This window comes from Guptibacillus hwajinpoensis, assembly GCF_001039475.1.
GTDB classification, from domain to species: domain Bacteria; phylum Bacillota; class Bacilli; order Bacillales; family Guptibacillaceae; genus Guptibacillus; species Guptibacillus hwajinpoensis.
This window is the reverse complement of the sequence record NZ_LELK01000004.1, coordinates 1,459,161-1,477,994: the sequence shown is the minus strand read 5'-3', so window position 1 is coordinate 1,477,994 and position 18,834 is coordinate 1,459,161. Positions and strand designations below refer to the sequence as shown.

Genomic DNA, 18,834 nt, shown 5'->3' with positions numbered 1-18,834 from the left:
GTCTATTTTCTATTTCAGCATTGTTGTCCATTTCCCAATTCGATTTGGTAAATATCTGTAGGTGATCGTTCCACTTTGATCGGTCCTTGCTGAGCCGATTCCATAGGTTTTCAACCTCTCCGTGACTTCATGGTTTGGATGGCCATATCGATTATCAACACCCGCTGAAATGATGGCGATAGATGGATTTAATCTCTCTAGAAAATCATCTGTACTAGACGTTGAACTTCCATGATGTCCAACTTTTAGAATATCAATTTTTGGTATAGATTTATTTGTGATTAGCATCCGCTCTCCAGATTCTTCAATATCGCCTGTAAATAACCATTTATATCCGCCTATCACTGCAAATAATACGATACTCCCATTGTTTTCTTCTCCTTCTTCAAGTGCCTGAAGAATGGAGAAAGAAGCCTGCCCTTTTGTCCACGAATGTCCTATAAGAGCTTGTGAAATTTTCGTTCCTTTTTTGCGAGCCGTTTCAATGAGTTCTATTTCAATATCAGTTTGAACTGGACTGCGATCAATCATCATTCGGTTAACATTAAGATGTTTAAGAACAGCAGGAACACCTCCTACATGATCATAATCACCGTGAGTTAGGATCAGTAAATCAATTGAACGAATACCCTTTGATTTGATGTAAGGTACAACGATATCCTCACCAACATCAAACGATGAGCTTCTCTGTTGCCAGTGTTCCATTTCTCCAAATGTTGGCTTTCCTCCGGTATCAATTAGTATGACTTGTTTTTGGAACGGTAGCGTTATCAAAATACAGTCACCTTGTCCCACATCAAGAAATGTCACTTCCCCATATGGATTTAAATATGGCATTACATATAGATAGACACAGAATAGCAACCAGATCACTAGTGCATTTCTCATATTTCCAATTTCCCAATGAAGAAGAACTAGAAGACAAATAAATGCTGCAACTAGCAACTCCACTTCTGAAAGCTTACCGAATACAATCGTGTAATGAAGGTTTGTTGCCCACAAAAAAATGTGGTGAAAAAATTCAACCAAACGAGATAACACATTTGATAACAAATCAAATAGAGACATGATCTGAAACGTTTGAATGAAAGTTAGAATAAGAAGCATTGGAAGAATAACAACGGATACGATTGGAACGTAGATAAGATTTAGAGGAAGACTTAACAAAGCAATTTGATGAAAATGATAAATGACAACTGGAAATGATACAATTTGAGCCAGGGTCGATAGCGCAAGTAACTGAGTGAATGGTGATTTGTACTGAAGTAGCAATTGCTTTGATGAAACGATGAGAGCAAATGCGATAAGAAATGAAAGTTGAAAGCCGATGTGAAACGCATAATAAGGGTTAACAACAAGAATTACAATACAAGCGGCAGCAATTCCGTCGAGAGGATTAATCTTCAATCGTAATCGCATGCTTATTACAACACCCATGGCCATCATGGAGGCTCTTATAACTGAAGGCGCGAAGCCCGTTATCCCCATGTATAAAGGATAGAAAAATAAAAGAATAACATAAACGCGCTCCCTCGTTAGACCAATACGAATAAGGAACCAGAACAACAGTCCTCCTGTTACTCCTACATGCAAACCCGAAACAGCAAGAACATGGCTTAACCCCAAATCCTGGTAAGCACTTTCAACATCATTTGGTAAAAGACTCCTATCGCCTATAAGAAGCGAAGCTGCTAGCCCTTTGAGCTCAGTAGGATAATCGTTATTAATATCAGAAAGCATTTGTTGTCGAAACTGTTTGATAGAAACAATCATAGACGTATCAAGCTGTTGACACGTTGGCTTGACATTCAGTTTATAAATCCAGTGAATACCTTTGTAATAGAGGAACTGTTTATAATCAAAAAGAGAGGGGACGCGGAGCTGTGAGGGGGATTCAAGTTCACCTGATAAACGACATGTTAAGCCGACTTTTAACTTCTGCATTTCAAATTTTTCATCTTCTGTAGCAATGTAATAGTTAACCTGTAGTTTCTCTTCTTGCGTTTTCAATTCAAAAGACATTTGGTTTCCATCTACAACAGGTATGGTTGAAATAATCCCTAATACTTCAGTGTGACCTTCAACAAATACAGTCTTGTTGGCTTGATCTATAACAAACATATAAGTGAAAAAAAGCAAAAAAGTAGCAATTGAAAAAACAGAAATCCTCGGATTTTTCTTAAGGAGCCAAGCAACGAGAACAGTTTCAAGAAAAAGGACGTGGAAAGACTTTACACTCACCACGCCAATCAGAGCAGATACTGCTAAGACCCACAATCGCCCTTTCATTACATCTTAGTATACAGTTTTGAAGCTTTTTCATATAACGGCTTTACCTCTTCAGCGTCCAAACCTGCACTAGCAAGTTTTTCTAATAAATCTGCCGTTAAATTTAGCTTTTCTTGACTGTTCGTGTCCAGAATCATTTCTTCTAGTTCCACCTGACGAACGGTAAGGCCTGCGTCTTCAAAAAGCTCGATCGCATATGGATGATTTTTGTAATCAGCTGCATAGATAACTGTTTTAATACCCGCCTGAATAATTGCCTTGCAACAATTCAGACATGGAAAATGGGTAACATAAATTTCTGCCCCTGTTGTTTGGACGCCAAACTTAGCACACTGAATAATAGCATTCATTTCAGCATGGATCGTACGAACACAATGGTTATCGATCACATAACACCCTTCGTCAATACAGTGCACGCCTCCGGAAACAGAACCGTTATATCCTCCAGCAATCATTCGCTTATCTCTGACAATCGTTGCTCCTACAGTCAAACGTGTACATGTACTTCTAAGTGCGAGCAAATGGCTTTGTGCCATAAAATATTGGTCCCATGAAATTCGATCCATTGATTTCCCCCCAATTTTTTATCTTCTATTAGTTTGATTGAAACGTGTCCCTACGTCAATCTCTCATTGTATACTAATTAAATCCTTTAACTTCTCAAACGTTTTCTCTCCAATTCCGCTTATATTTTGTAAATCCTCAATGGCTTTAAAAGCTCCATTTTCTTCACGATATTGAATGATCGCTTCAGCTTTAGATGGTCCTATCCCAGGAAGTTCCTGTAGCTCGTTAAGGTCTGCTGTATTAATTGATATGAGTTTTGTCTCTTCAGACAAGTTCCCTGTTTGGGGTATCTTACTTATTTCACCAATAACTGGAACGTAGATCACCATTTCATCTGTTACTTTTCCCGCTAAATTTAGCTGAGTTTGATCGGCATTCTTAACAAAACCTCCCGCTCTAGTAATAACATCCTTAATACGGCTTAGACTCTCCATTTCATACACGCCCGGATTAATCACTGCTCCCTTTACATCCACCATTATGATTTCAGGTTCTTCTGCTACCCCTTTTTCGTTACCAACATCACCATTCTCTCCTGGGTTATGTTGATTAGAATCTTGTACGCTGAATACCGTCTCTTCTTTCACTGCTTTGGGGGATTCAAAATAGTAAAATAACCAGGCTCCAAGTCCGAGCAAGACGAACGCTAATAAAATTTTTTCTCGAACAGTAAAACGTTGGATGTACTTCATTCTGTCATCATTCCTTTCGAATGTTGCTTGGACATAAACATATAATGTGACTTTCTTACATATGTTGTAGGAGAAATGAGTATGGAAGGAGGGGAAGACGATTGAAAATCGGTGTAATTGGTACCGGCAATATGGGGACAGTTCTTATTTCTTCCTTTATTGACTCATGGGCCGTAAAACCTTCCCATCTCAGTATTGTAAATCGAACAATTGAAAAGGCGAATAACTTGAAAAATCAATACCCGTCCCTTTATGTTGCAGGAAATGCAGAAGAAGTTGTAAATCGATCTGATATTATTTTCATTTGTGTTAAACCACATGAATATTTTCCACTACTTAAAAAGATACGATCAGGGTTGAAACAAAAGCAGTTGGTTGTTTCCATTACTAGCCCTATAAAAGTGAGTGAACTAGAAACGTTTGTTCCATGTGATGTTGCAAGAGCTATACCAAGCATTACAAATCGAGCTTTGGGTGGTCCTTCTTTAGTGACTTTTAGTAGCCAATGTTCGGAAGTAAATAAAGAACGCTTGCTCTATTTAATGTCACAAATTTCAACACCAATTGAAACAGACGAAGAAGTAACCCGAGTCTCATCCGATATCGCAAGCTGTGGACCAGCATTTCTGAGCTATCTCATTCAACAATTCATTGAAGGAGCGGTCGCAGAAACAGAACTATCAGCTGAACAGGCGTCCATTCTTGCTACGGAAATGCTGATTGGTATGGGTAAACTTCTCGAAAAAGATTATTTTTCACTAGAAACGCTGCAAAAGAAAGTAACTGTAAAAGGTGGGGTAACAGGAGAAGGTTTGAAAGTACTTGAACAGGAAACCGGAGAAATGTTTCATCATCTGATACAGAGAACTCATAAGAAATTTGAAGAAGATCGAAGAGGAATTAAGTTGCAATTTAAAGAGGAGTCGAAGCAAAATTAGGAGCTAATTAGGTTAATTCGTCAGGTAATAGAAAATCCCTTTATGGAAATAGTAAAAAGGTTGATTTCATTTGAAATCAACCTTTTTGTGGTTTCATTGCTCTAAAGAATACTCTTTCCGAATCTTCTGTAGGGGATTGCTTTGTGAAATCTGCTGTAATGGACGTTATGTCGAAGCCAACTTCAGTTAACCACGTTTTATAGTCAGAGATTTGAAAAGTTCGCTGGAAATGTAGTTCATCAAATCGTTCATATAAACCTTCTTCATTTTCCAAGAAGAAACTTAATTCATGCTCAACCGAGCCTTTTTCTTCACCTGCAAAACTATTCCATATATATGAAATTTCTTCTTCATTGCTAGCAAAAGTTTGTTCAATAAATTGATCAATTTTATGAAGAGAATGAACATCAAATAAAAGGATGCCTTGGGGTTTTAAATGATCGTAAACGCGACGTAAAACCTCTTTAACGTCGTCCATATCAGTTATATAGTTCAATGAATCACAAAAGATTGTAATCACGTCATACAATTCACCTGTATCAAGTTCGCGCATATCTTGATGAAGAAATGTAAGAGACAGCTTGTTTTGCATTGCTTTGTCTTGAGCTACAGAAAGCATATGTTCAGAAAGGTCAACTGCCGTGACGTTAAAACCATACTCCGCAAGACGAAGCGAACATTCTCCTGTTCCAGACCCTAAATCAAGAACATTGCCAAATGACATTTCATTCTGTACGAGCTGGGCCCAATCATCATATGGAGCATGCTCCATTAGCCGATCATAAACATAAGAAAAACGTTCATATGAGTGCATATTAAGCTAGAATCTCATTCAGCGATAAATGTGGTGCATCGCCCCATAGTTTTTCAAGGTTATAATAGTTCCTCTCATCTTTATGGAAAATATGAACAATGACTGATCCTAAATCAACAAGAACCCACCTCGCTTGATCATATCCTTCAAGACGCTTTATATCCATTCCTTGCTCAAGAGCTTGATCTTTCACTTCTTTTGCGATGGCTTGAACCTGTTTCTCAGAGTTACCATGACAAATTAAGAAGTAGTCAGCAATTAATGAGATACCATTCATATTTAATGCAACAATATCTTCTGCTCGTTTATCATCTGCTGCCTTTGCAGCCAGGTTAATCGTTTGTTTTTCATTCATGTTGTTTCCTCCATTTCTTCTCAGGAGTTATGCGTTTTTACAATGCTGTTGTAGGTATAGAATGTCGCCGGGTAAACAGGCTGATTCTTTTTCATTAGAAACTGCACAGTATTCCTGAGAGACAACGCAATCGCTTTATCGAGATCTTGTTGAGCCATTTGTCTAACTTCTTCAACCCCTGGGAACGCTCGTCCAGGCTCTATATAGTCCGCAATAAAAACACATTTCTCTATTAAGGTCATATTAGGACGACCAGAGGTATGGTATTTAATCGCTCCAAGAATTTCTTCATCTGTTATTCCCATTTCGCATTTAACGAGATAGGCCCCCACCGGAGCGTGCCAGAGTTCTGAAGAGTACTCAAGTAAATCCTCTGGCATAGATTGTTCTATAATAATACTTCGCATTTCATCTTTAGGACGAAACTTGGCATAATCGTGAAAAATTGCAGCTATCTCTGTTTTCTCAATATCTGCACCATATTTCCCAGCCAGTTCAACTGCCGTGTCTGTAACACCGATTGTATGAACATAGCGATGCTCAGTTAAATGAGGTTTGACTAACTCTAATGCCTTACTTCGATTCATATAATCCCTTCTCTTCAATTAAAATTCGGACAGATTCTGGAAGTAGATATCTACCACTTTTCCCAAAGCTTAAATCTCTCCTGATTTCACTAGAAGACAAATCGATTTGAGGAACATCAATCAATGAGACTTCATATTGCTCTTTGTCCGGATGATAACCAGGGCGATTGACACCTATAAATGAAATCATTTTAGATAACTCATCTATACGATGCCAATTTGGTAGATCCTCAATCATATCCCCACCTATTATAAAGTGGAAATCGATATCCGGGTAATTAGCTTTCAGTATTTCAATTGTATCAATTGTGAAAGAACGTCCATTACGTTCAAATTCAATTAAGGTGACCTTAAACTTCGGATTACCTTCTATCGCTCGTTGAACCATCTCTACTCGGTGATGATTCTCTGTAATATCACTACCGTTCTTATGCGGAGGACGGTGGCTCGGCATAAACCACACTTCATCAAGCTCACACGCCTCTAACACTCCTTGAGCAAGTGCTAAGTGCCCCAGGTGGGGCGGATCAAATGTTCCACCAAGTAGACCGACCTTCATTTTTTGTTGACCAGTCATTATGGAAGTATAATTTCTTTATTCTCTTCTGATTCTTTGTACAAGACAATCATATTCCCGATAATTTGAACAAGTTCAGCACCTGTTTCACTCGATAACTGGTCACCCACTGTGTTACGATCTTCATCACAATTCTGAAGAATGCTTACTTTAATTAGCTCTCTTGCTTCAAGTGCTTCCTCAATTTGCTTTGTCATATTCTCATTTACGCCACCCTTACCTACTTGGAAAATAGGATTAAGACGATTTGCTTTTGCACGTAAAAAACGTTTTTGTTTACCTGTTAACATTTATTTTTGTCCTCCTAACTCTTTTAAAACCGTTCTTCTCATTCGTTGTCGATTCGGTGCGACATCAGTCCACTTTTCGAAAGCAAGTGCTCCTTGCTCCACAAACATGGAAACGCCATTGTCTACTACTGCCCCTCTTTGTTTCCCCTCTTTCAACCACTGTGTTTCAAGTGGATTGTAAATTAGGTCACTAAGCACTGTACCTGTTTTCATATGGTCCAGCTTTAGAGGAGTGTGATTTAGATGGGGACTCATCCCAATGGACGTTGTATTAATGACAATATCGAAGCTACTTAATGTTGTTTCTGCTTCAGATAGGGATATCGCATCCGTTTTAGCGTATTTGCTGCATACGCTACTTAATTCTTCCGCTTTCTCTATGGTTCGGTTTGCGATTGTTAATGATGCTACACCTGAGCGACATATTGAAACCGCGACTGCTCTTGCAGCACCTCCAGCACCTATCACAAGAATGCTCTTTTCTTGGAGGCTACTTTCACCAATCACTGAAAGAAGGGACATTAAGTAACCTCTTCCGTCAGTGTTCGTTCCTATGAATTTACCACCGCTTTTATACACAGTATTAACTGCACCGATTTCAAGCGCTTCTTGTTCAACCTCATCTAGTAAAGGCATAATGGCAACTTTATGTGGAATGGTTACGTTAAACCCTTGAACATCCAGCATTTTCATTGCTTCCACGCCATCCTCAAGCTGCTCCGGTGAGAGGTCGAAAGCCTGGTAATGGTCGGAAAATCCAAGTTCCCTAAATTCACAGTTATGCATAATCGGTGACATTGAATGACCTACAGGATGACCAATCAGCCCGTATAGTTTCCCCATAACATTATGCCTCCTAGATTAGCGATTTTCGTATCGATATTCCAACACCCTGTGGCGCATACGCTTTTACAGTAGTCCCTTTACCTGATACTGTTACCCAGCCTAAACCAGAAAATACGATATCCATCTTCTCTTCTTTAATTCTGAGTTCATGGCTAACTAGTTTTGGAAGCTCTTTTTTGGTTTGCTCTCCAGGTGGATAAAGGAGTTCACCAAGGTGCTCTTCATAAAGCTCATCTGCTTTATCCATCTTTGTACGATGAATATAAAGATCATTAGAAACATGACAAATAAAGGACTGACGTCCACCTTCTACAAAATCAAGGCGAGAAAGCCCTCCAAAGAACAGTGACTGTCCTTCATTTAACTGGAATACTTTTGGCTTAATTTCTTTTTTTGGACTAATAATCTTTAACTCTTCCGCGTCTACAAAATGAGCCATTTGATGGTGGTTAATAATACCAGGGGTATCATAGAGCGTTTGACCATCATCAAGTGGGATATCAATTAAATCAAGCGTTGTCCCAGGAAATTGGCTAGTTGTAATCATTTGTTCCGCGTCTCCGCCAAACTCCTGTATGAGACGATTGACGAATGTTGATTTCCCAACATTTGTGCATCCGATGATATACACATCGCGGCCATCCCTTATACGATCAATTTCTGCAGCAACGTCCATTACACCATTGCCTTTAGAAGCACTCATAAGCATAACGTCAGCTGGTTTTAAACCATTCTCTTTTGCACTTGATTGCATCCATTTAATTAACTTGGTTTGATTAACAGACTTAGGCAATAGATCGACTTTATTTCCTACGAGTAAGACAGGGTTATTACCTGCAAACCGCTGGATACCAGGGAGCCAACTACCATTAAAATCAAAGATATCTACAATTTTAACAATAAGTGCGTCAGTCTGACTAATTTCGTTTAGAATCTTCAAGAAGTCATCATCTGTTAGTGCTACGTCTTGAATTTCATTATAATGCTTTAGACGAAAACAGCGCTGACAAATAATCACATCTCTTTTCAGAGCAGAAGGCGGGGCATAGCCAAGTGCATTTTTGTCTTCTGTTTGAATATGCACGCCACATCCGGCGCAAATAATTTGTTCGTTGTCCAAACTTATTCCTCCCAATTTATCTTCCCTTTACGTTTCATCCATGCTAAGAAAACACTTTCCATTCTGCGATTGAACCTCGTAAAGAATCCATCTGTACTTGCGACAGGTACAACAAGAATTGTATGAAGTCCCATACGATTTCCCCCAACAACATCTGTAAAGATTTGGTCCCCAATGACAACAGCGTCATTAGCTTCTAACTTCATATCTTTTAATGCTTTTCGGAAAGCTTTGGTCATTGGCTTTCGAGCCTCATATATATATGGCACTTCTACAGGAGAAGCAAACTTCTCAACTCTTGTCCTATTATTATTCGAAACAATTGTAACAAGAATGCCCTCATCACGCATTTGCTTGAACCATTTCGTTAATTCTGGCGTTGCATCAGCTCTATCCCACTCTACAAGCGTATTGTCAAGATCAGTTATAATCCCTTTCACTCCACGATCTTTGAGCAATTTAGGACTGATTTGAAAAATGTCTTGTACGTGTTCATTAGGTAAAAAAGTATTTAACAACGATCAACACTCCTACTATTTGTGACATACCTATTGTATCAATATTTTTCACTCGTACAACAATTAACTTCAGTACGATTTATAAAGAAAAAAGATAAACGATATCAAAATTTTTCGACAAATTCCGATGTTCCCTCAAATTGTGGATAACATTATGCACATTTGCGGACATTACATTCATTACTAATAACTTAGATATAAACACTTTACCCACAAATTATCCACCTTTAACTGTGGATAACGGAACGGTTGTTCTTGCAGTACATCCGTGGTACGCTAACTGCAAATAAAAGATCCACATACACAATATGCGGAATAGACGGAAACTAGAACCTTATTTAGGAGGTGCTTAATCATGGAAAAGTTATCTGATGACTTATTGATTGAATCCTTTTATAAAGCAAAGGAACTTAAGTTAAGCAATGACTTCATTGGATTGATCCAAAGAGAAATTGAAAGACGAAGCCTCGATAAACAAGTTCATCTCATCGGAATTTAACTTTGCCAACCTTGATCTTCGTAGGGTTGGTTTTTTGTTTCTTTTTAGCTCTCTTCTAAAAGATTGTTGCTTTTGAAACAAATATTTAAAAAAACCACACTTAGTGATTGGAGCGGAAATTAACCCACTCTATAGCAACAATCTCTACGAAAAGGGTCAAATTAATTGGCTCTTTTCTAAAAGATTGTTGCTTTTGAAATAATTATTGAAATAACCGCACTTCTTATTGGAGCGGAAGGATGCTCGACTCCTGCGGGATTAGCGGGACAGGTGAGACACCGCAGGAGCGTTAGCGACGAGGAGGCTCACCGCCCGCCCCGCGGAAAGCGAGCATCCTGGAGCGGAAATTCACCCACTCATATAGCAACAATGTCTACGAAAAGAGCCAATTAATTAAAATAACTTCCCCAATGAAGTTCCCACTCTTCACCAGTTATTTCTTCCATATTCTTCATTCTCTTCGCTTTACGATAATCAACAGGCTCTGTTAACAATACAGCCGCTATTTTTTCTTCATCTAATCTTTTACGATACTCGGATAGTATCTCATCCACATTTCTTCTTTCATATGCAAAAGGTTTTAACACGACAACTGCCTGGTTTTTGTGTGTCAAGACAATAACATCCTTTATTGCACCTTCATCTTGCATTTTATTTTTAATAGCGTTAAGTGTAGAAATGGTATTGTCTTCTTTCAAAAGGGCCGTGCCAATAGGTTCAACATCAATTGCTCTGAAATATTCTCTTGGAGCATATGGCGAATTATCATCACTTTTATAAATCGATTGGCAGGCAGTAAGAAGAACTAGAACTGTAAAAAGTATAGAAATGGATTTTATCATGTGCATACTCCTTTCGCAAATAGAATCGGCGTTGATTGGTAAACTTATACGGGTAAGTTACTTTTACAGACATGAAAAGTTGATAAATTAGTCTAGTTTTGATTACAATTGAGTTATTGCAATATGAGTTCATTTGAACTTTTATCATATTGAGGATTATTGGGGAGGGTTTTGTAGAATGCTTCATGCAGCTGTCTTGCTACCTTTTCTGGCAGCGTTTTTCATCCCGTTTATTTATCGGGGCGTCAAACAGGTCCATTTAGGCTGGTTTGTTCTATTAGTTCCGATTGTTTTATTTGGGTATTTTCTTTCGTTTATAGAAGATGTCTTACACGGTGTACATACACTTAAAACGTTTGAGTGGATTCCATCTCTCGGCGTTAACGTTTCATTTTTCATTGATGGTCTTGGTCTGTTTTTCGCGCTTTTGATTACAGGAATTGGATCACTTGTTGTTCTTTATTCCATCTATTACTTAAGTAAAGCCGAGAAACTTGGCCATTTTTATGTTTATCTTCTGTTATTTATGGGCGCAATGCTCGGAGTTGTTTTATCAGATAATCTTTTTGTCCTTTATACATTTTGGGAGCTCACGAGTATTTCGTCGTTTCTTCTAATTGGGTATTGGTATCAAAGGGAGAAATCTACTTCTGGTGCTCTTAAATCAATGATGATAACTGTTTTTGGTGGTCTTGCCATGCTTGGTGGATTTTTGATGATGGCAGACATTACTGGAACGACTAGCATCAGGGGGATTATCGAGAATGCAGAGATGGTTGTTCAGTCTTCCCTCTTTCCATTCATATTAATTATGATTCTTCTCGGAGCGTTTACGAAATCAGCTCAATTCCCATTCCATACCTGGTTACCTGATGCAATGGAAGCACCAACACCAGTTAGTGCATTTCTACATTCAGCAACAATGGTGAAAGCTGGAATCTATTTAGTTGCAAGACTGAGCCTTATCTTTGCAGGTACAGATCTTTTCTTCTTGATCGTAAGCGGGTTCGGGTTGTTAACTCTTTGTTGGGGATCTTATATGGCAGTTAGGCAAACAGATCTTAAAGCAATTCTTGCCTACTCCACAATTAGTCAGCTTGGTATGATTATGGCTATGCTCGGTTTTGGAACCGAACTTGCTGTGCTTGCAGCAGTTTTCCATATTTTAAACCATGCAACATTTAAAGGAAGTCTGTTTATGGTTGCAGGTATCATTGACCATGAAACAGGAACGCGTGATATCAGACGTCTTGGTGGTTTGTTTACATTCATGCCAATCACAGCTACATTAGCCTTATTAGGAACATTTTCGATGGCAGGGTTTCCGCTTCCATTCTTAAATGGGTTCCTTAGTAAAGAAATGTTTTTTGAATCGTCTCTTCATTTTGAAGAAGCTTCAACGATTGTAGAAGCTGTATCACCATTCTTTCCTTATTTGGCAGTCGGGGGGAGTATTTTCACATTTGTTTATTCTGTCATGCTATTTTTCCGAACGTTTACGGGTAAACAAAGAGATGAATTGCCTCAAAAGCCACACGAAGCTCCAATTGGAATGTTATTATCACCAATTGTACTCGTACTGCTCGTTATTATTATTGCACTTGTTCCAGATGTTTTTGGTCATGCGCTCCTTTCACCTATGGTTGATTCAATTACTGGTAACGTCGGTGAAACGCATATTAAATTCTGGCATGGCTTTGGCGCGCCACTCTATATGAGTCTCGCCGTTCTTGTGCTCGGTACCGTCTTATATTTAACTCGTACAAAATGGGAACGAATATACAGCGTCTTTCCTGGTAAGCTATCGGCAGCTAAAGCATACGACGGTCTCATTAATGGGATATTGAATGGTTCGAGAAAGCTGACAAATGCCTACATGACTGGTTCACTTAGACATTACATGATCTATATTCTTGTATTCTTTGTTGGACTTGTAGGATTTACGATGAGCATTACGGGTGGTTTTCGAATTGCATTTGATGATCTAGCGCCTATTGCTGCGCCAGAAATACTCATCGCCATTGCAATGGCAATTGCAGCATTCGGTACCATCTTTATGAATAACAGGATTGCTGCAATTCTTGTGCTTGGTATTGTCGGATACGGATTATCTCTTCTGTTTGTATTCTTCCGTGCACCTGACCTTGCGCTAACTCAGCTTATTGTTGAGACTGTAACAGTTGCGCTATTTCTACTTTGTTTCTACCATCTCCCTAATTTTGGAAAAGAAAAAGAATCAAAACGAACTAATGCGGTGAATTGGGTTATCTCCATTTCAGTTGGAATTCTTGTTACGATGATAGGTATTGCATCACACAGCACAAAGTTCTTTGATCCAATTTCAGATTACTTCATCAAAAATTCCTACAAATTGGGTGGTGGAGACAACGTAGTTAACGTCATTCTCGTAGACTTCCGTGGTCTTGATACAATGCTTGAAATTGTTGTACTTGGCCTTGCTGCACTTGGGATCTTCACCATGATTAAACTACGTCCTGGCAAGAAGGAGGGGAATGATTAATGGAAATCGTTATGTCAGTGCTTGCAGGAATGTTATTCACTGCAGGAGTTTATATGATGCTACAAAAACAAATTCTTAAGATTGTAATCGGTACAGCACTTCTGTCTCATGGAGCCCACCTTTTCATTATTACGATGGGGAAACTGAATCGAGGAAAACCTCCAATTCTCTCAGAAGACGTAACAAATTATGTTGATCCGCTTCCACAGGCACTTATTCTGACTTCCATCGTCATTAGCTTCGGTGTGACTTCATTTCTTCTTGTGTTAGCGTATCGGGCATACCAGACAAACGGGACCGATAATATGGAGAAGTTGAGGGGAAACGACAATGAGTAACTTAGCTATAATGCCAATACTATTACCGCTTCTAACGGGGATCATCCTAGTCTTTCTTAATAAACGATTGCCACTTGTAAGAATGATTACTCGCATTATGGTCATCATTAATCTTGTTGTAGTCTCGTTGATCGCATATAACGTACTACAAAATGGCACAATTGTTCTAAAAGCAGGAGATTGGGTAGTTCCTTACGGTATCGTCCTTGTCGCTGATCCGCTTGCAATTGTTCTTGTTGTAACAGCTAACCTTGTAGCTGTTGCTTGTGCTTTTTATGCATTTAACTCACTAGATGAACAAAGAGAGCGATACTACTTCTATCCTCTCTTTCAGCTTCTTATTGCAGGCGTAAGTGGAGCTTTCTTAACTGGAGATCTCTTTAACCTATTTGTATTCTTCGAAGTACTATTGATCGCATCTTATGGTTTGATCGTACTGGGAGGGACGAAAGAGCAATTCAGGGAGTCCTTTAAATACATTATCATTAACTTATTTTCATCTATTCTTTTCGTTACAACAGTGTCATTTCTTTATGCAGTAGTAGGCACTGTTAACATGGCGCAGCTAGCAGAGCGAGTAGGTGAAATAGAGCAGGATGGTATTTTAACAACCATTGCTATCCTTTTGTTAATTGTATTTGCTACAAAAGGAGCTCTCTTTCCACTCTATTTCTGGCTACCGAAATCATATACTGTTCCTCCTACTGTGATTTCAGCATTATTCGGAGCATTACTTACGAAAGTCGGGGTATATTCAATATTAAGGGTATTCACATTAATTTTTGTTTACAACCTCACAGTCACTCACCAAATTCTACTCATATTGGCAGGTTTAACCCTGGTATTTGGTGTGATTGGAGCTCTTTCTACGAATAATGTACAACTTATTATTGCGTACAACATCATTCCTGCAGTAGGTTATATGATGCTTGGAATTGGCATCTTTTCAACAACTGCACTAGCGGGAACAGTTTATTACTTGCTTCATGACATGATCATCAAAGCAGCTCTGTTCTTCTTGGTGGGGGCAATGGTAGCCTATGCTGGTACATCTGATCTGAGAAAAATGGGCGGGATAATTAAGAATCAACCACTGCTCGGCTGGCTATTTTTCATCGCAGCTCTTGCCTTGGCTGGACTTCCGCCATTCAGTGGCTTTGTAGGGAAGCTTCTAATTCTTCGTGGGGCATTTGAAGAAGGGCATTATGTCCTTGCTATCATTGGACTACTTACAAGTCTTTTGATTCTTTTATCTATTATACGAATCTTTATTAACGGTTTTTGGGGAGAATCTAAGCAAGATAAAGTACCGGAAGTTAACCCTACAAAAGGAAAAATTGTTCCTGCTGCGTTTCTTCTTTTGTTTACAATAACGCTTGGCTTAGGTGCTGAATTTATTTACCCAACTGTGCAGATGATAGCTGATCAAATGATTGACCCAGCAAATTATATTGATTCCGTAATGAAGGAGTAGATGGCATGCCTATTCAAATTATTATTAATCTAATTATTGCCGTGCTCTGGATGTTTCTTTTTGAAAGTTACTCTTTTAGTACATTCTTTGTCGGTTACTTATTCGGGATAGGATTGCTCCTATTGATGGAGCGATTTATTCCAGATCGATTTTACTTCTATCGTATCTGGTCCATTTGTAAATTATTGTTTTTGTTTATCAAAGAACTGATTATGGCGAATGTGCAGGTTGTTAAGCTTGTCTATTCTCCAAAACTCAATATGCAACCAGGAATTATAGCTGTACCTATTGAGGTTCGTACAAATTGGGAAATCACTATGTTGGCAAATTTAATTACTTTAACTCCTGGAACACTAAGCGTTTCTGTCGCACCAGATAATATGCATATATACATTCATGCGATGGATGCACCAGACGCTGACGAAGTCATTAAGGAAATCAAAGGTACATTTGAAAAGGCTATTATGGAGGTGACTAGATGACTACACTCTTATCAACTGTTTCGACCATTTGTATTGTCGTCATCGCCATCTCTACTCTATTTCTTCTCTACCGCGCAATTAAAGGACCGTCTAATCCTGATCGCGCCGTGGCACTTGACACAATCGGTATTAACCTGATGGCAATAGCAGGTATTCTAGCAATAAAGTTAGAAACACAATATTTTAACGACATTATTCTCTTGATTGGTATTCTTGCTTTCATTGGAACAGTCGCTATTGCAAAATTCTTGGAAAAGGGTGTTATCATTGAAAGAAGTCGTGATTAGCATCATACTGCTTATCGGAACATTTTTTCTTTTCTCGGGAGCACTAGGTATCTTTCGCCTGCCTGATGTTTATACTCGGCTTCATGCTGCTTCAAAAAGTGCAACATTAGGAGTTGCTGGAATTTTAATTGCAGCTTTTCTTTACTTCATTTTCGAACAACAAATGGTGAGTGGAAAACTGATTCTTGGTATCATCTTTATTCTGATGACTGCACCGGTTTCTGGACACATGATTTCAAGGGCTGCTTATCAGAAGGGTGTTCCTCTATGGGAAAAGACAACGAGAGATGATCTTGAAAAAAAGGAACATAACAAAGCAAGCACGAAGGGATAACCCTATCGTGCTTGCTTTTTTCTATAGGGAATGAGTTAAGTGACTCATGAAACAGTTCACCAATTTCAAGTCCCATCCATTGCAACATTATTTTCTACAATTATTATCTGATATTCCCGTAAAAATTTGTATAATAATAGTATCCTCCGCCTATCACGAGCAATAAAACAAGTAGGACAACGATTAAAGCAAAATAACCGGCACCATAGCCTGGATATGGATATGGGTATGGCGGATAGGGATAACCACAACCTGGATAACCGTAGCCATAGCCTTTCATATTCCCCCTCCTTCTCTCCTGCAGACATCCTTCTGGTAGATAGTATAGTCTATGATAGGATGGACAGTTATGTATGGGGATTTGCGGAGTTTTCTAAATTCAACGTATTGACTGTTCAACCTCTTAGAGATGTTCTACAATTGGATAAGACTTAACGTCTTGTTAATTACATAAAGGGGTCGATTTTATGATAGAAAAATCTATGAAGACAATTACTCCCACTTATGACCCGTGGGAAGCTTATATGGATGTTGAAGAACATGGGAATATGGTCCTTTCCAATATAGAACTTACCACCACAACGTTATGCAATATGAGATGCGAACATTGTGCAGTTGGATACACCCTTCAATCAAAGGACCCAGATCCACTTCCTATTGAGCTACTAACAAGTAGACTTGATGAGGTTAAACAACTACGTGCATTGAGTATTACAGGCGGTGAACCGATGCTTTCAATGAAATCGGTAAAGCAATACGTAGTACCACTTCTGAAATACGCTCATGAAAGGGGCGCACGAACACAAATTAATTCGAATCTAACGCTTGATCGGAAGCGATATGATCACATATTGCCTTATCTTGATGTATTACACATCTCTCATAATTATGGAAGCATTGAAGACTTCACAGATATCGGATTTGCTGTAATGGATCGAAAACCATCAATCGAACAACGGGAAGCCTATTTCCATCGCATGGTCGAAAATGCACAGAATTTAACTTCACAGGGAGTGATCGTTTCTGCAGAAACGATGATTAACAGAAGAACGCTTCCAAATATAGAGAATATCCATCGCCAAATTGCAGATATGGGCTGTCAACGACATGAAGTCCATCCGATGTACCCTTCTGACTTCGCATCAGATTTAGATATTGCATCACTAGAAGAAATGCGTGAAGGTATTCACCGTCTTTTGGATCATCGTGATCCAAATGTTTGGCTCTTATTTGGCACACTACCCTTCTATCCTTGTAGTTCAAATTCAGAAGATTTGAAACTACTTGAACGATTATACAACGAAAAAAATGTCACTGTGCGAAATGATCCCGATGGTCGATCTCGCTTAAATATGAATATTTTTGATGGGGATATCATTGTGACGGATTTCGGTGACACACCACCACTAGGAAACATTAAAGATACGAGTCTAAATGATGCTTATTCAAAGTGGATCACTAGTAAAGTCGCTAAAAGTATTAGCTGCCATTGCCCGGCAGTCAAGTGTCTTGGTCCAAACCTTCTCGTTAAAGATGCTTACTATCAAGATATTGATTTTCTAGAACAAAATACGAAACTTTCTCTCTAATTTTCTTAAATTAGGGGGTTTTTTTACTCATTTTTCGAGTATAATTACACTTTTACCTTTCACTGAAGTGAAGATAGGGTATAATACCTATCGTAATCTATAGGAGTGTGATTGTTTTGAAAAGAAGAATGTGGATTCTCGTTCTGATGGTTAGTTCACTTGCAATCTTACTTGCATTGGCAGAGAACCAAACCGAATTTCTAAGAACCAATGCAAATGAGATGCCAGAGAATGATTCAGAATCCAAGAAGAAAAACATTACTTATTATACGAAGTATTATCAAACCAAAAAGAGTATTTACGACTCTTATACTCACCAAGACAGCGAAACGATTTTTCTTGGTGATAGCCTTACAGATTATTATGAGTGGGGTGAAGCACTAAGCGATTTTAGAGTATTGAATCGAGGAATTGCTGGAGATACGACGACAGGAGTATTGAATCGCCTGGATGAAGTTATTAAAGCAAAACCAGATCGCGTGTATCTATTAATTGGAATAAACGATATGATCGCAGGCCAATCAATAAATAAAATTGAGACTAATTACAAGCAAATTCTTGATACTCTTAAGACTAATTCACCAAACACAGAAGTATATGTTCAGAGCGTTTTTCCTGTGAACACAGCATTAACTGGGCACCGACTAAAGAATCCTGTCATTAAAGAACTGAATGAGCGCCTTGAAGCACTCTCTTCCCTCTATAATTACCAGTATATAGATATCTACAATGACTTAGTGGAATTTGGCCAACTGAACAAAAACTATACTTTCGATGGTCTTCACCTAAATGGAGAAGGTTATAAAGTGTGGACCCGTAAAATCCTATCCACTTATAATACAAATGACAAAGATGAATCGTAATAACACTCTAAG

The 18,834-nt window shown here is 38.6% G+C and carries 23 protein-coding genes; 10 read left to right on the top strand and 13 right to left on the bottom strand.

All coding sequences use genetic code 11. The features are described from left to right. Positions 1-9 precede the first annotated feature (9 nt). The 3 genes from AB986_RS17360 to AB986_RS17350 all read right to left on the bottom strand — a co-directional run bounded on the left by AB986_RS17360 (position 10) and on the right by AB986_RS17350 (position 3,548). A complete protein-coding gene (locus AB986_RS17360; protein WP_048312755.1) occupies positions 10-2,289 on the bottom strand; it encodes a DNA internalization-related competence protein ComEC/Rec2 in 2,280 nt (759 codons plus the stop codon). After that, entirely contained in the window at positions 2,289-2,855 is a 567-nt protein-coding gene (locus tag AB986_RS17355) for a ComE operon protein 2 (protein ID WP_048312753.1), read from the bottom strand. Before AB986_RS17355 ends, AB986_RS17360 begins: the two co-directional genes overlap by 1 nt. A 63-nt stretch (positions 2,856-2,918) precedes the next feature. Then, positions 2,919-3,548, bottom strand: a complete 630-nt coding sequence (locus AB986_RS17350; protein ID WP_048312751.1) for a helix-hairpin-helix domain-containing protein — start codon at positions 3,546-3,548, stop codon at positions 2,919-2,921. 101 nt (positions 3,549-3,649) lie between these two features. Here AB986_RS17350 and comER point away from each other — a divergent pair, with 101 nt between their 5' ends. Beyond that, entirely contained in the window at positions 3,650-4,486 is an 837-nt protein-coding gene (gene comER, locus AB986_RS17345) for a late competence protein ComER (RefSeq protein WP_048312749.1), read from the top strand. 76 nt (positions 4,487-4,562) lie between these two features. On the opposite strand, the gene AB986_RS17340 is transcribed toward comER, so the two are convergent. Genes AB986_RS17340 through AB986_RS17305 form a run of 8 tightly spaced genes read right to left on the bottom strand, consistent with a single transcriptional unit; the run spans position 4,563 to position 9,593 of the window. Then, positions 4,563-5,300, bottom strand: a complete 738-nt coding sequence (locus tag AB986_RS17340; RefSeq protein ID WP_048312747.1) for a class I SAM-dependent DNA methyltransferase — start codon at positions 5,298-5,300, stop codon at positions 4,563-4,565. Between the two features lies 1 nt (position 5,301). Further along, a complete protein-coding gene (gene rsfS, locus AB986_RS17335) occupies positions 5,302-5,655 on the bottom strand; it encodes a ribosome silencing factor (protein ID WP_048312745.1) in 354 nt (117 codons plus the stop codon). Between the two features lie 20 nt (positions 5,656-5,675). Further along, the gene (yqeK, locus tag AB986_RS17330) at positions 5,676-6,242 is read right to left on the bottom strand and encodes a bis(5'-nucleosyl)-tetraphosphatase (symmetrical) YqeK (protein ID WP_048312744.1); all 567 of its coding nucleotides are present in this window, start codon (positions 6,240-6,242) and stop codon (positions 5,676-5,678) included. Then, on the bottom strand, positions 6,229-6,801 hold the full coding sequence (locus AB986_RS17325) for a nicotinate-nucleotide adenylyltransferase (RefSeq protein ID WP_048312960.1): 573 nt from the start codon (positions 6,799-6,801) through the stop codon (positions 6,229-6,231). Before AB986_RS17325 ends, yqeK begins: the two co-directional genes overlap by 14 nt. A gap of 17 nt (positions 6,802-6,818) precedes the next feature. Next, positions 6,819-7,109 carry a ribosome assembly RNA-binding protein YhbY gene (yhbY, locus tag AB986_RS17320; RefSeq protein ID WP_048312743.1) on the bottom strand — a complete coding sequence of 97 codons (291 nt, stop codon included), beginning with the start codon at positions 7,107-7,109 and terminating at the stop codon, positions 6,819-6,821. Continuing rightward, on the bottom strand, positions 7,110-7,952 hold the full coding sequence (gene aroE, locus AB986_RS17315; RefSeq protein ID WP_048312742.1) for a shikimate dehydrogenase: 843 nt from the start codon (positions 7,950-7,952) through the stop codon (positions 7,110-7,112). Positions 7,953-7,965: 13 nt separating this feature from the next. Then, positions 7,966-9,075, bottom strand: coding sequence for a ribosome biogenesis GTPase YqeH (yqeH, locus tag AB986_RS17310; protein ID WP_048312741.1), 1,110 nt, complete (start codon positions 9,073-9,075; stop codon positions 7,966-7,968). A gap of 2 nt (positions 9,076-9,077) precedes the next feature. Continuing rightward, a complete protein-coding gene (locus AB986_RS17305) occupies positions 9,078-9,593 on the bottom strand; it encodes a YqeG family HAD IIIA-type phosphatase (protein WP_048312740.1) in 516 nt (171 codons plus the stop codon). Between the two features lie 355 nt (positions 9,594-9,948). Here AB986_RS17305 and sda point away from each other — a divergent pair, with 355 nt between their 5' ends. Continuing rightward, positions 9,949-10,092 carry a sporulation histidine kinase inhibitor Sda gene (gene sda / locus AB986_RS21890; RefSeq protein ID WP_084006618.1) on the top strand — a complete coding sequence of 48 codons (144 nt, stop codon included), beginning with the start codon at positions 9,949-9,951 and terminating at the stop codon, positions 10,090-10,092. A 389-nt stretch (positions 10,093-10,481) separates the two neighbouring features. On the opposite strand, the gene AB986_RS17300 is transcribed toward sda, so the two are convergent. Then, complete coding sequence (locus AB986_RS17300) at positions 10,482-10,934, bottom strand: hypothetical protein (protein WP_048312739.1); 453 nt, start codon at positions 10,932-10,934, stop codon at positions 10,482-10,484. 178 nt (positions 10,935-11,112) lie between these two features. On the opposite strand from AB986_RS17300, the gene AB986_RS17295 reads away from it, so the two are divergent. The 6 genes from AB986_RS17295 to mnhG are packed head-to-tail and all read left to right on the top strand — an operon-like array spanning position 11,113 to position 16,370. Next, positions 11,113-13,455 (top strand): Na+/H+ antiporter subunit A, encoded by a 2,343-nt coding sequence (locus AB986_RS17295; RefSeq protein WP_048312738.1) that lies wholly within the window; start codon positions 11,113-11,115, stop codon positions 13,453-13,455. Then, on the top strand, positions 13,455-13,793 hold the full coding sequence (locus AB986_RS17290) for a Na(+)/H(+) antiporter subunit C (protein WP_048312737.1): 339 nt from the start codon (positions 13,455-13,457) through the stop codon (positions 13,791-13,793). The genes AB986_RS17295 and AB986_RS17290 overlap by 1 nt, the downstream gene beginning before the upstream one ends. Further along, the gene (locus AB986_RS17285; RefSeq protein WP_048312735.1) at positions 13,786-15,267 is read left to right on the top strand and encodes a Na+/H+ antiporter subunit D; all 1,482 of its coding nucleotides are present in this window, start codon (positions 13,786-13,788) and stop codon (positions 15,265-15,267) included. Before AB986_RS17290 ends, AB986_RS17285 begins: the two co-directional genes overlap by 8 nt. 5 nt (positions 15,268-15,272) lie before the next feature. Beyond that, on the top strand, positions 15,273-15,749 hold the full coding sequence (locus tag AB986_RS17280) for a Na+/H+ antiporter subunit E (protein ID WP_048312733.1): 477 nt from the start codon (positions 15,273-15,275) through the stop codon (positions 15,747-15,749). Continuing rightward, positions 15,746-16,036: a Na(+)/H(+) antiporter subunit F1 gene (locus AB986_RS17275; protein WP_048312732.1), complete on the top strand. Its 291-nt coding sequence runs from the start codon at positions 15,746-15,748 to the stop codon at positions 16,034-16,036. Before AB986_RS17280 ends, AB986_RS17275 begins: the two co-directional genes overlap by 4 nt. After that, the gene (gene mnhG / locus AB986_RS17270) at positions 16,008-16,370 is read left to right on the top strand and encodes a monovalent cation/H(+) antiporter subunit G (protein WP_048312730.1); all 363 of its coding nucleotides are present in this window, start codon (positions 16,008-16,010) and stop codon (positions 16,368-16,370) included. Before AB986_RS17275 ends, mnhG begins: the two co-directional genes overlap by 29 nt. 103 nt (positions 16,371-16,473) lie before the next feature. On the opposite strand, the gene AB986_RS22610 is transcribed toward mnhG, so the two are convergent. After that, the gene (locus AB986_RS22610; RefSeq protein WP_169749945.1) at positions 16,474-16,650 is read right to left on the bottom strand and encodes a hypothetical protein; all 177 of its coding nucleotides are present in this window, start codon (positions 16,648-16,650) and stop codon (positions 16,474-16,476) included. Between the two features lie 187 nt (positions 16,651-16,837). Here AB986_RS22610 and yfkAB point away from each other — a divergent pair, with 187 nt between their 5' ends. Beyond that, positions 16,838-17,959, top strand: a complete 1,122-nt coding sequence (yfkAB, locus tag AB986_RS17265; protein ID WP_048312728.1) for a radical SAM/CxCxxxxC motif protein YfkAB — start codon at positions 16,838-16,840, stop codon at positions 17,957-17,959. 116 nt (positions 17,960-18,075) lie between these two features. Further along, positions 18,076-18,822, top strand: a complete 747-nt coding sequence (locus tag AB986_RS17260) for a GDSL-type esterase/lipase family protein (RefSeq protein ID WP_053216234.1) — start codon at positions 18,076-18,078, stop codon at positions 18,820-18,822. Positions 18,823-18,834: the final 12 nt, after the last annotated feature.

Excerpts from the sequence above, each read along its gene's own strand:
- AB986_RS17360 (WP_048312755.1), bottom strand. The coding sequence starts at position 2,289 with ATGAAAGGGCGATTGTGGGTCTTAGCAGTATCTGCTCTGATTGGCGTG.
- AB986_RS17355 (WP_048312753.1), bottom strand. The coding sequence starts at position 2,855 with ATGGATCGAATTTCATGGGACCAATATTTTATGGCACAAAGCCATTTG.
- AB986_RS17350 (WP_048312751.1), bottom strand. The coding sequence starts at position 3,548 with ATGAAGTACATCCAACGTTTTACTGTTCGAGAAAAAATTTTATTAGCG.
- AB986_RS17340 (WP_048312747.1), bottom strand. The coding sequence starts at position 5,300 with ATGCACTCATATGAACGTTTTTCTTATGTTTATGATCGGCTAATGGAG.
- rsfS (WP_048312745.1), bottom strand. The coding sequence starts at position 5,655 with ATGAATGAAAAACAAACGATTAACCTGGCTGCAAAGGCAGCAGATGAT.
- yqeK (WP_048312744.1), bottom strand. The coding sequence starts at position 6,242 with ATGAATCGAAGTAAGGCATTAGAGTTAGTCAAACCTCATTTAACTGAG.
- AB986_RS17325 (WP_048312960.1), bottom strand. The coding sequence starts at position 6,801 with ATGAAGGTCGGTCTACTTGGTGGAACATTTGATCCGCCCCACCTGGGG.
- yhbY (WP_048312743.1), bottom strand. The coding sequence starts at position 7,109 with ATGTTAACAGGTAAACAAAAACGTTTTTTACGTGCAAAAGCAAATCGT.
- aroE (WP_048312742.1), bottom strand. The coding sequence starts at position 7,952 with ATGGGGAAACTATACGGGCTGATTGGTCATCCTGTAGGTCATTCAATG.
- sda (WP_084006618.1), top strand. The coding sequence starts at position 9,949 with ATGGAAAAGTTATCTGATGACTTATTGATTGAATCCTTTTATAAAGCA.
- AB986_RS17300 (WP_048312739.1), bottom strand. The coding sequence starts at position 10,934 with ATGATAAAATCCATTTCTATACTTTTTACAGTTCTAGTTCTTCTTACT.
- AB986_RS17295 (WP_048312738.1), top strand. The coding sequence starts at position 11,113 with ATGCTTCATGCAGCTGTCTTGCTACCTTTTCTGGCAGCGTTTTTCATC.
- AB986_RS17290 (WP_048312737.1), top strand. The coding sequence starts at position 13,455 with ATGGAAATCGTTATGTCAGTGCTTGCAGGAATGTTATTCACTGCAGGA.
- AB986_RS17285 (WP_048312735.1), top strand. The coding sequence starts at position 13,786 with ATGAGTAACTTAGCTATAATGCCAATACTATTACCGCTTCTAACGGGG.
- AB986_RS17280 (WP_048312733.1), top strand. The coding sequence starts at position 15,273 with ATGCCTATTCAAATTATTATTAATCTAATTATTGCCGTGCTCTGGATG.
- AB986_RS17275 (WP_048312732.1), top strand. The coding sequence starts at position 15,746 with ATGACTACACTCTTATCAACTGTTTCGACCATTTGTATTGTCGTCATC.
- AB986_RS22610 (WP_169749945.1), bottom strand. The coding sequence starts at position 16,650 with ATGAAAGGCTATGGCTACGGTTATCCAGGTTGTGGTTATCCCTATCCG.
- yfkAB (WP_048312728.1), top strand. The coding sequence starts at position 16,838 with ATGATAGAAAAATCTATGAAGACAATTACTCCCACTTATGACCCGTGG.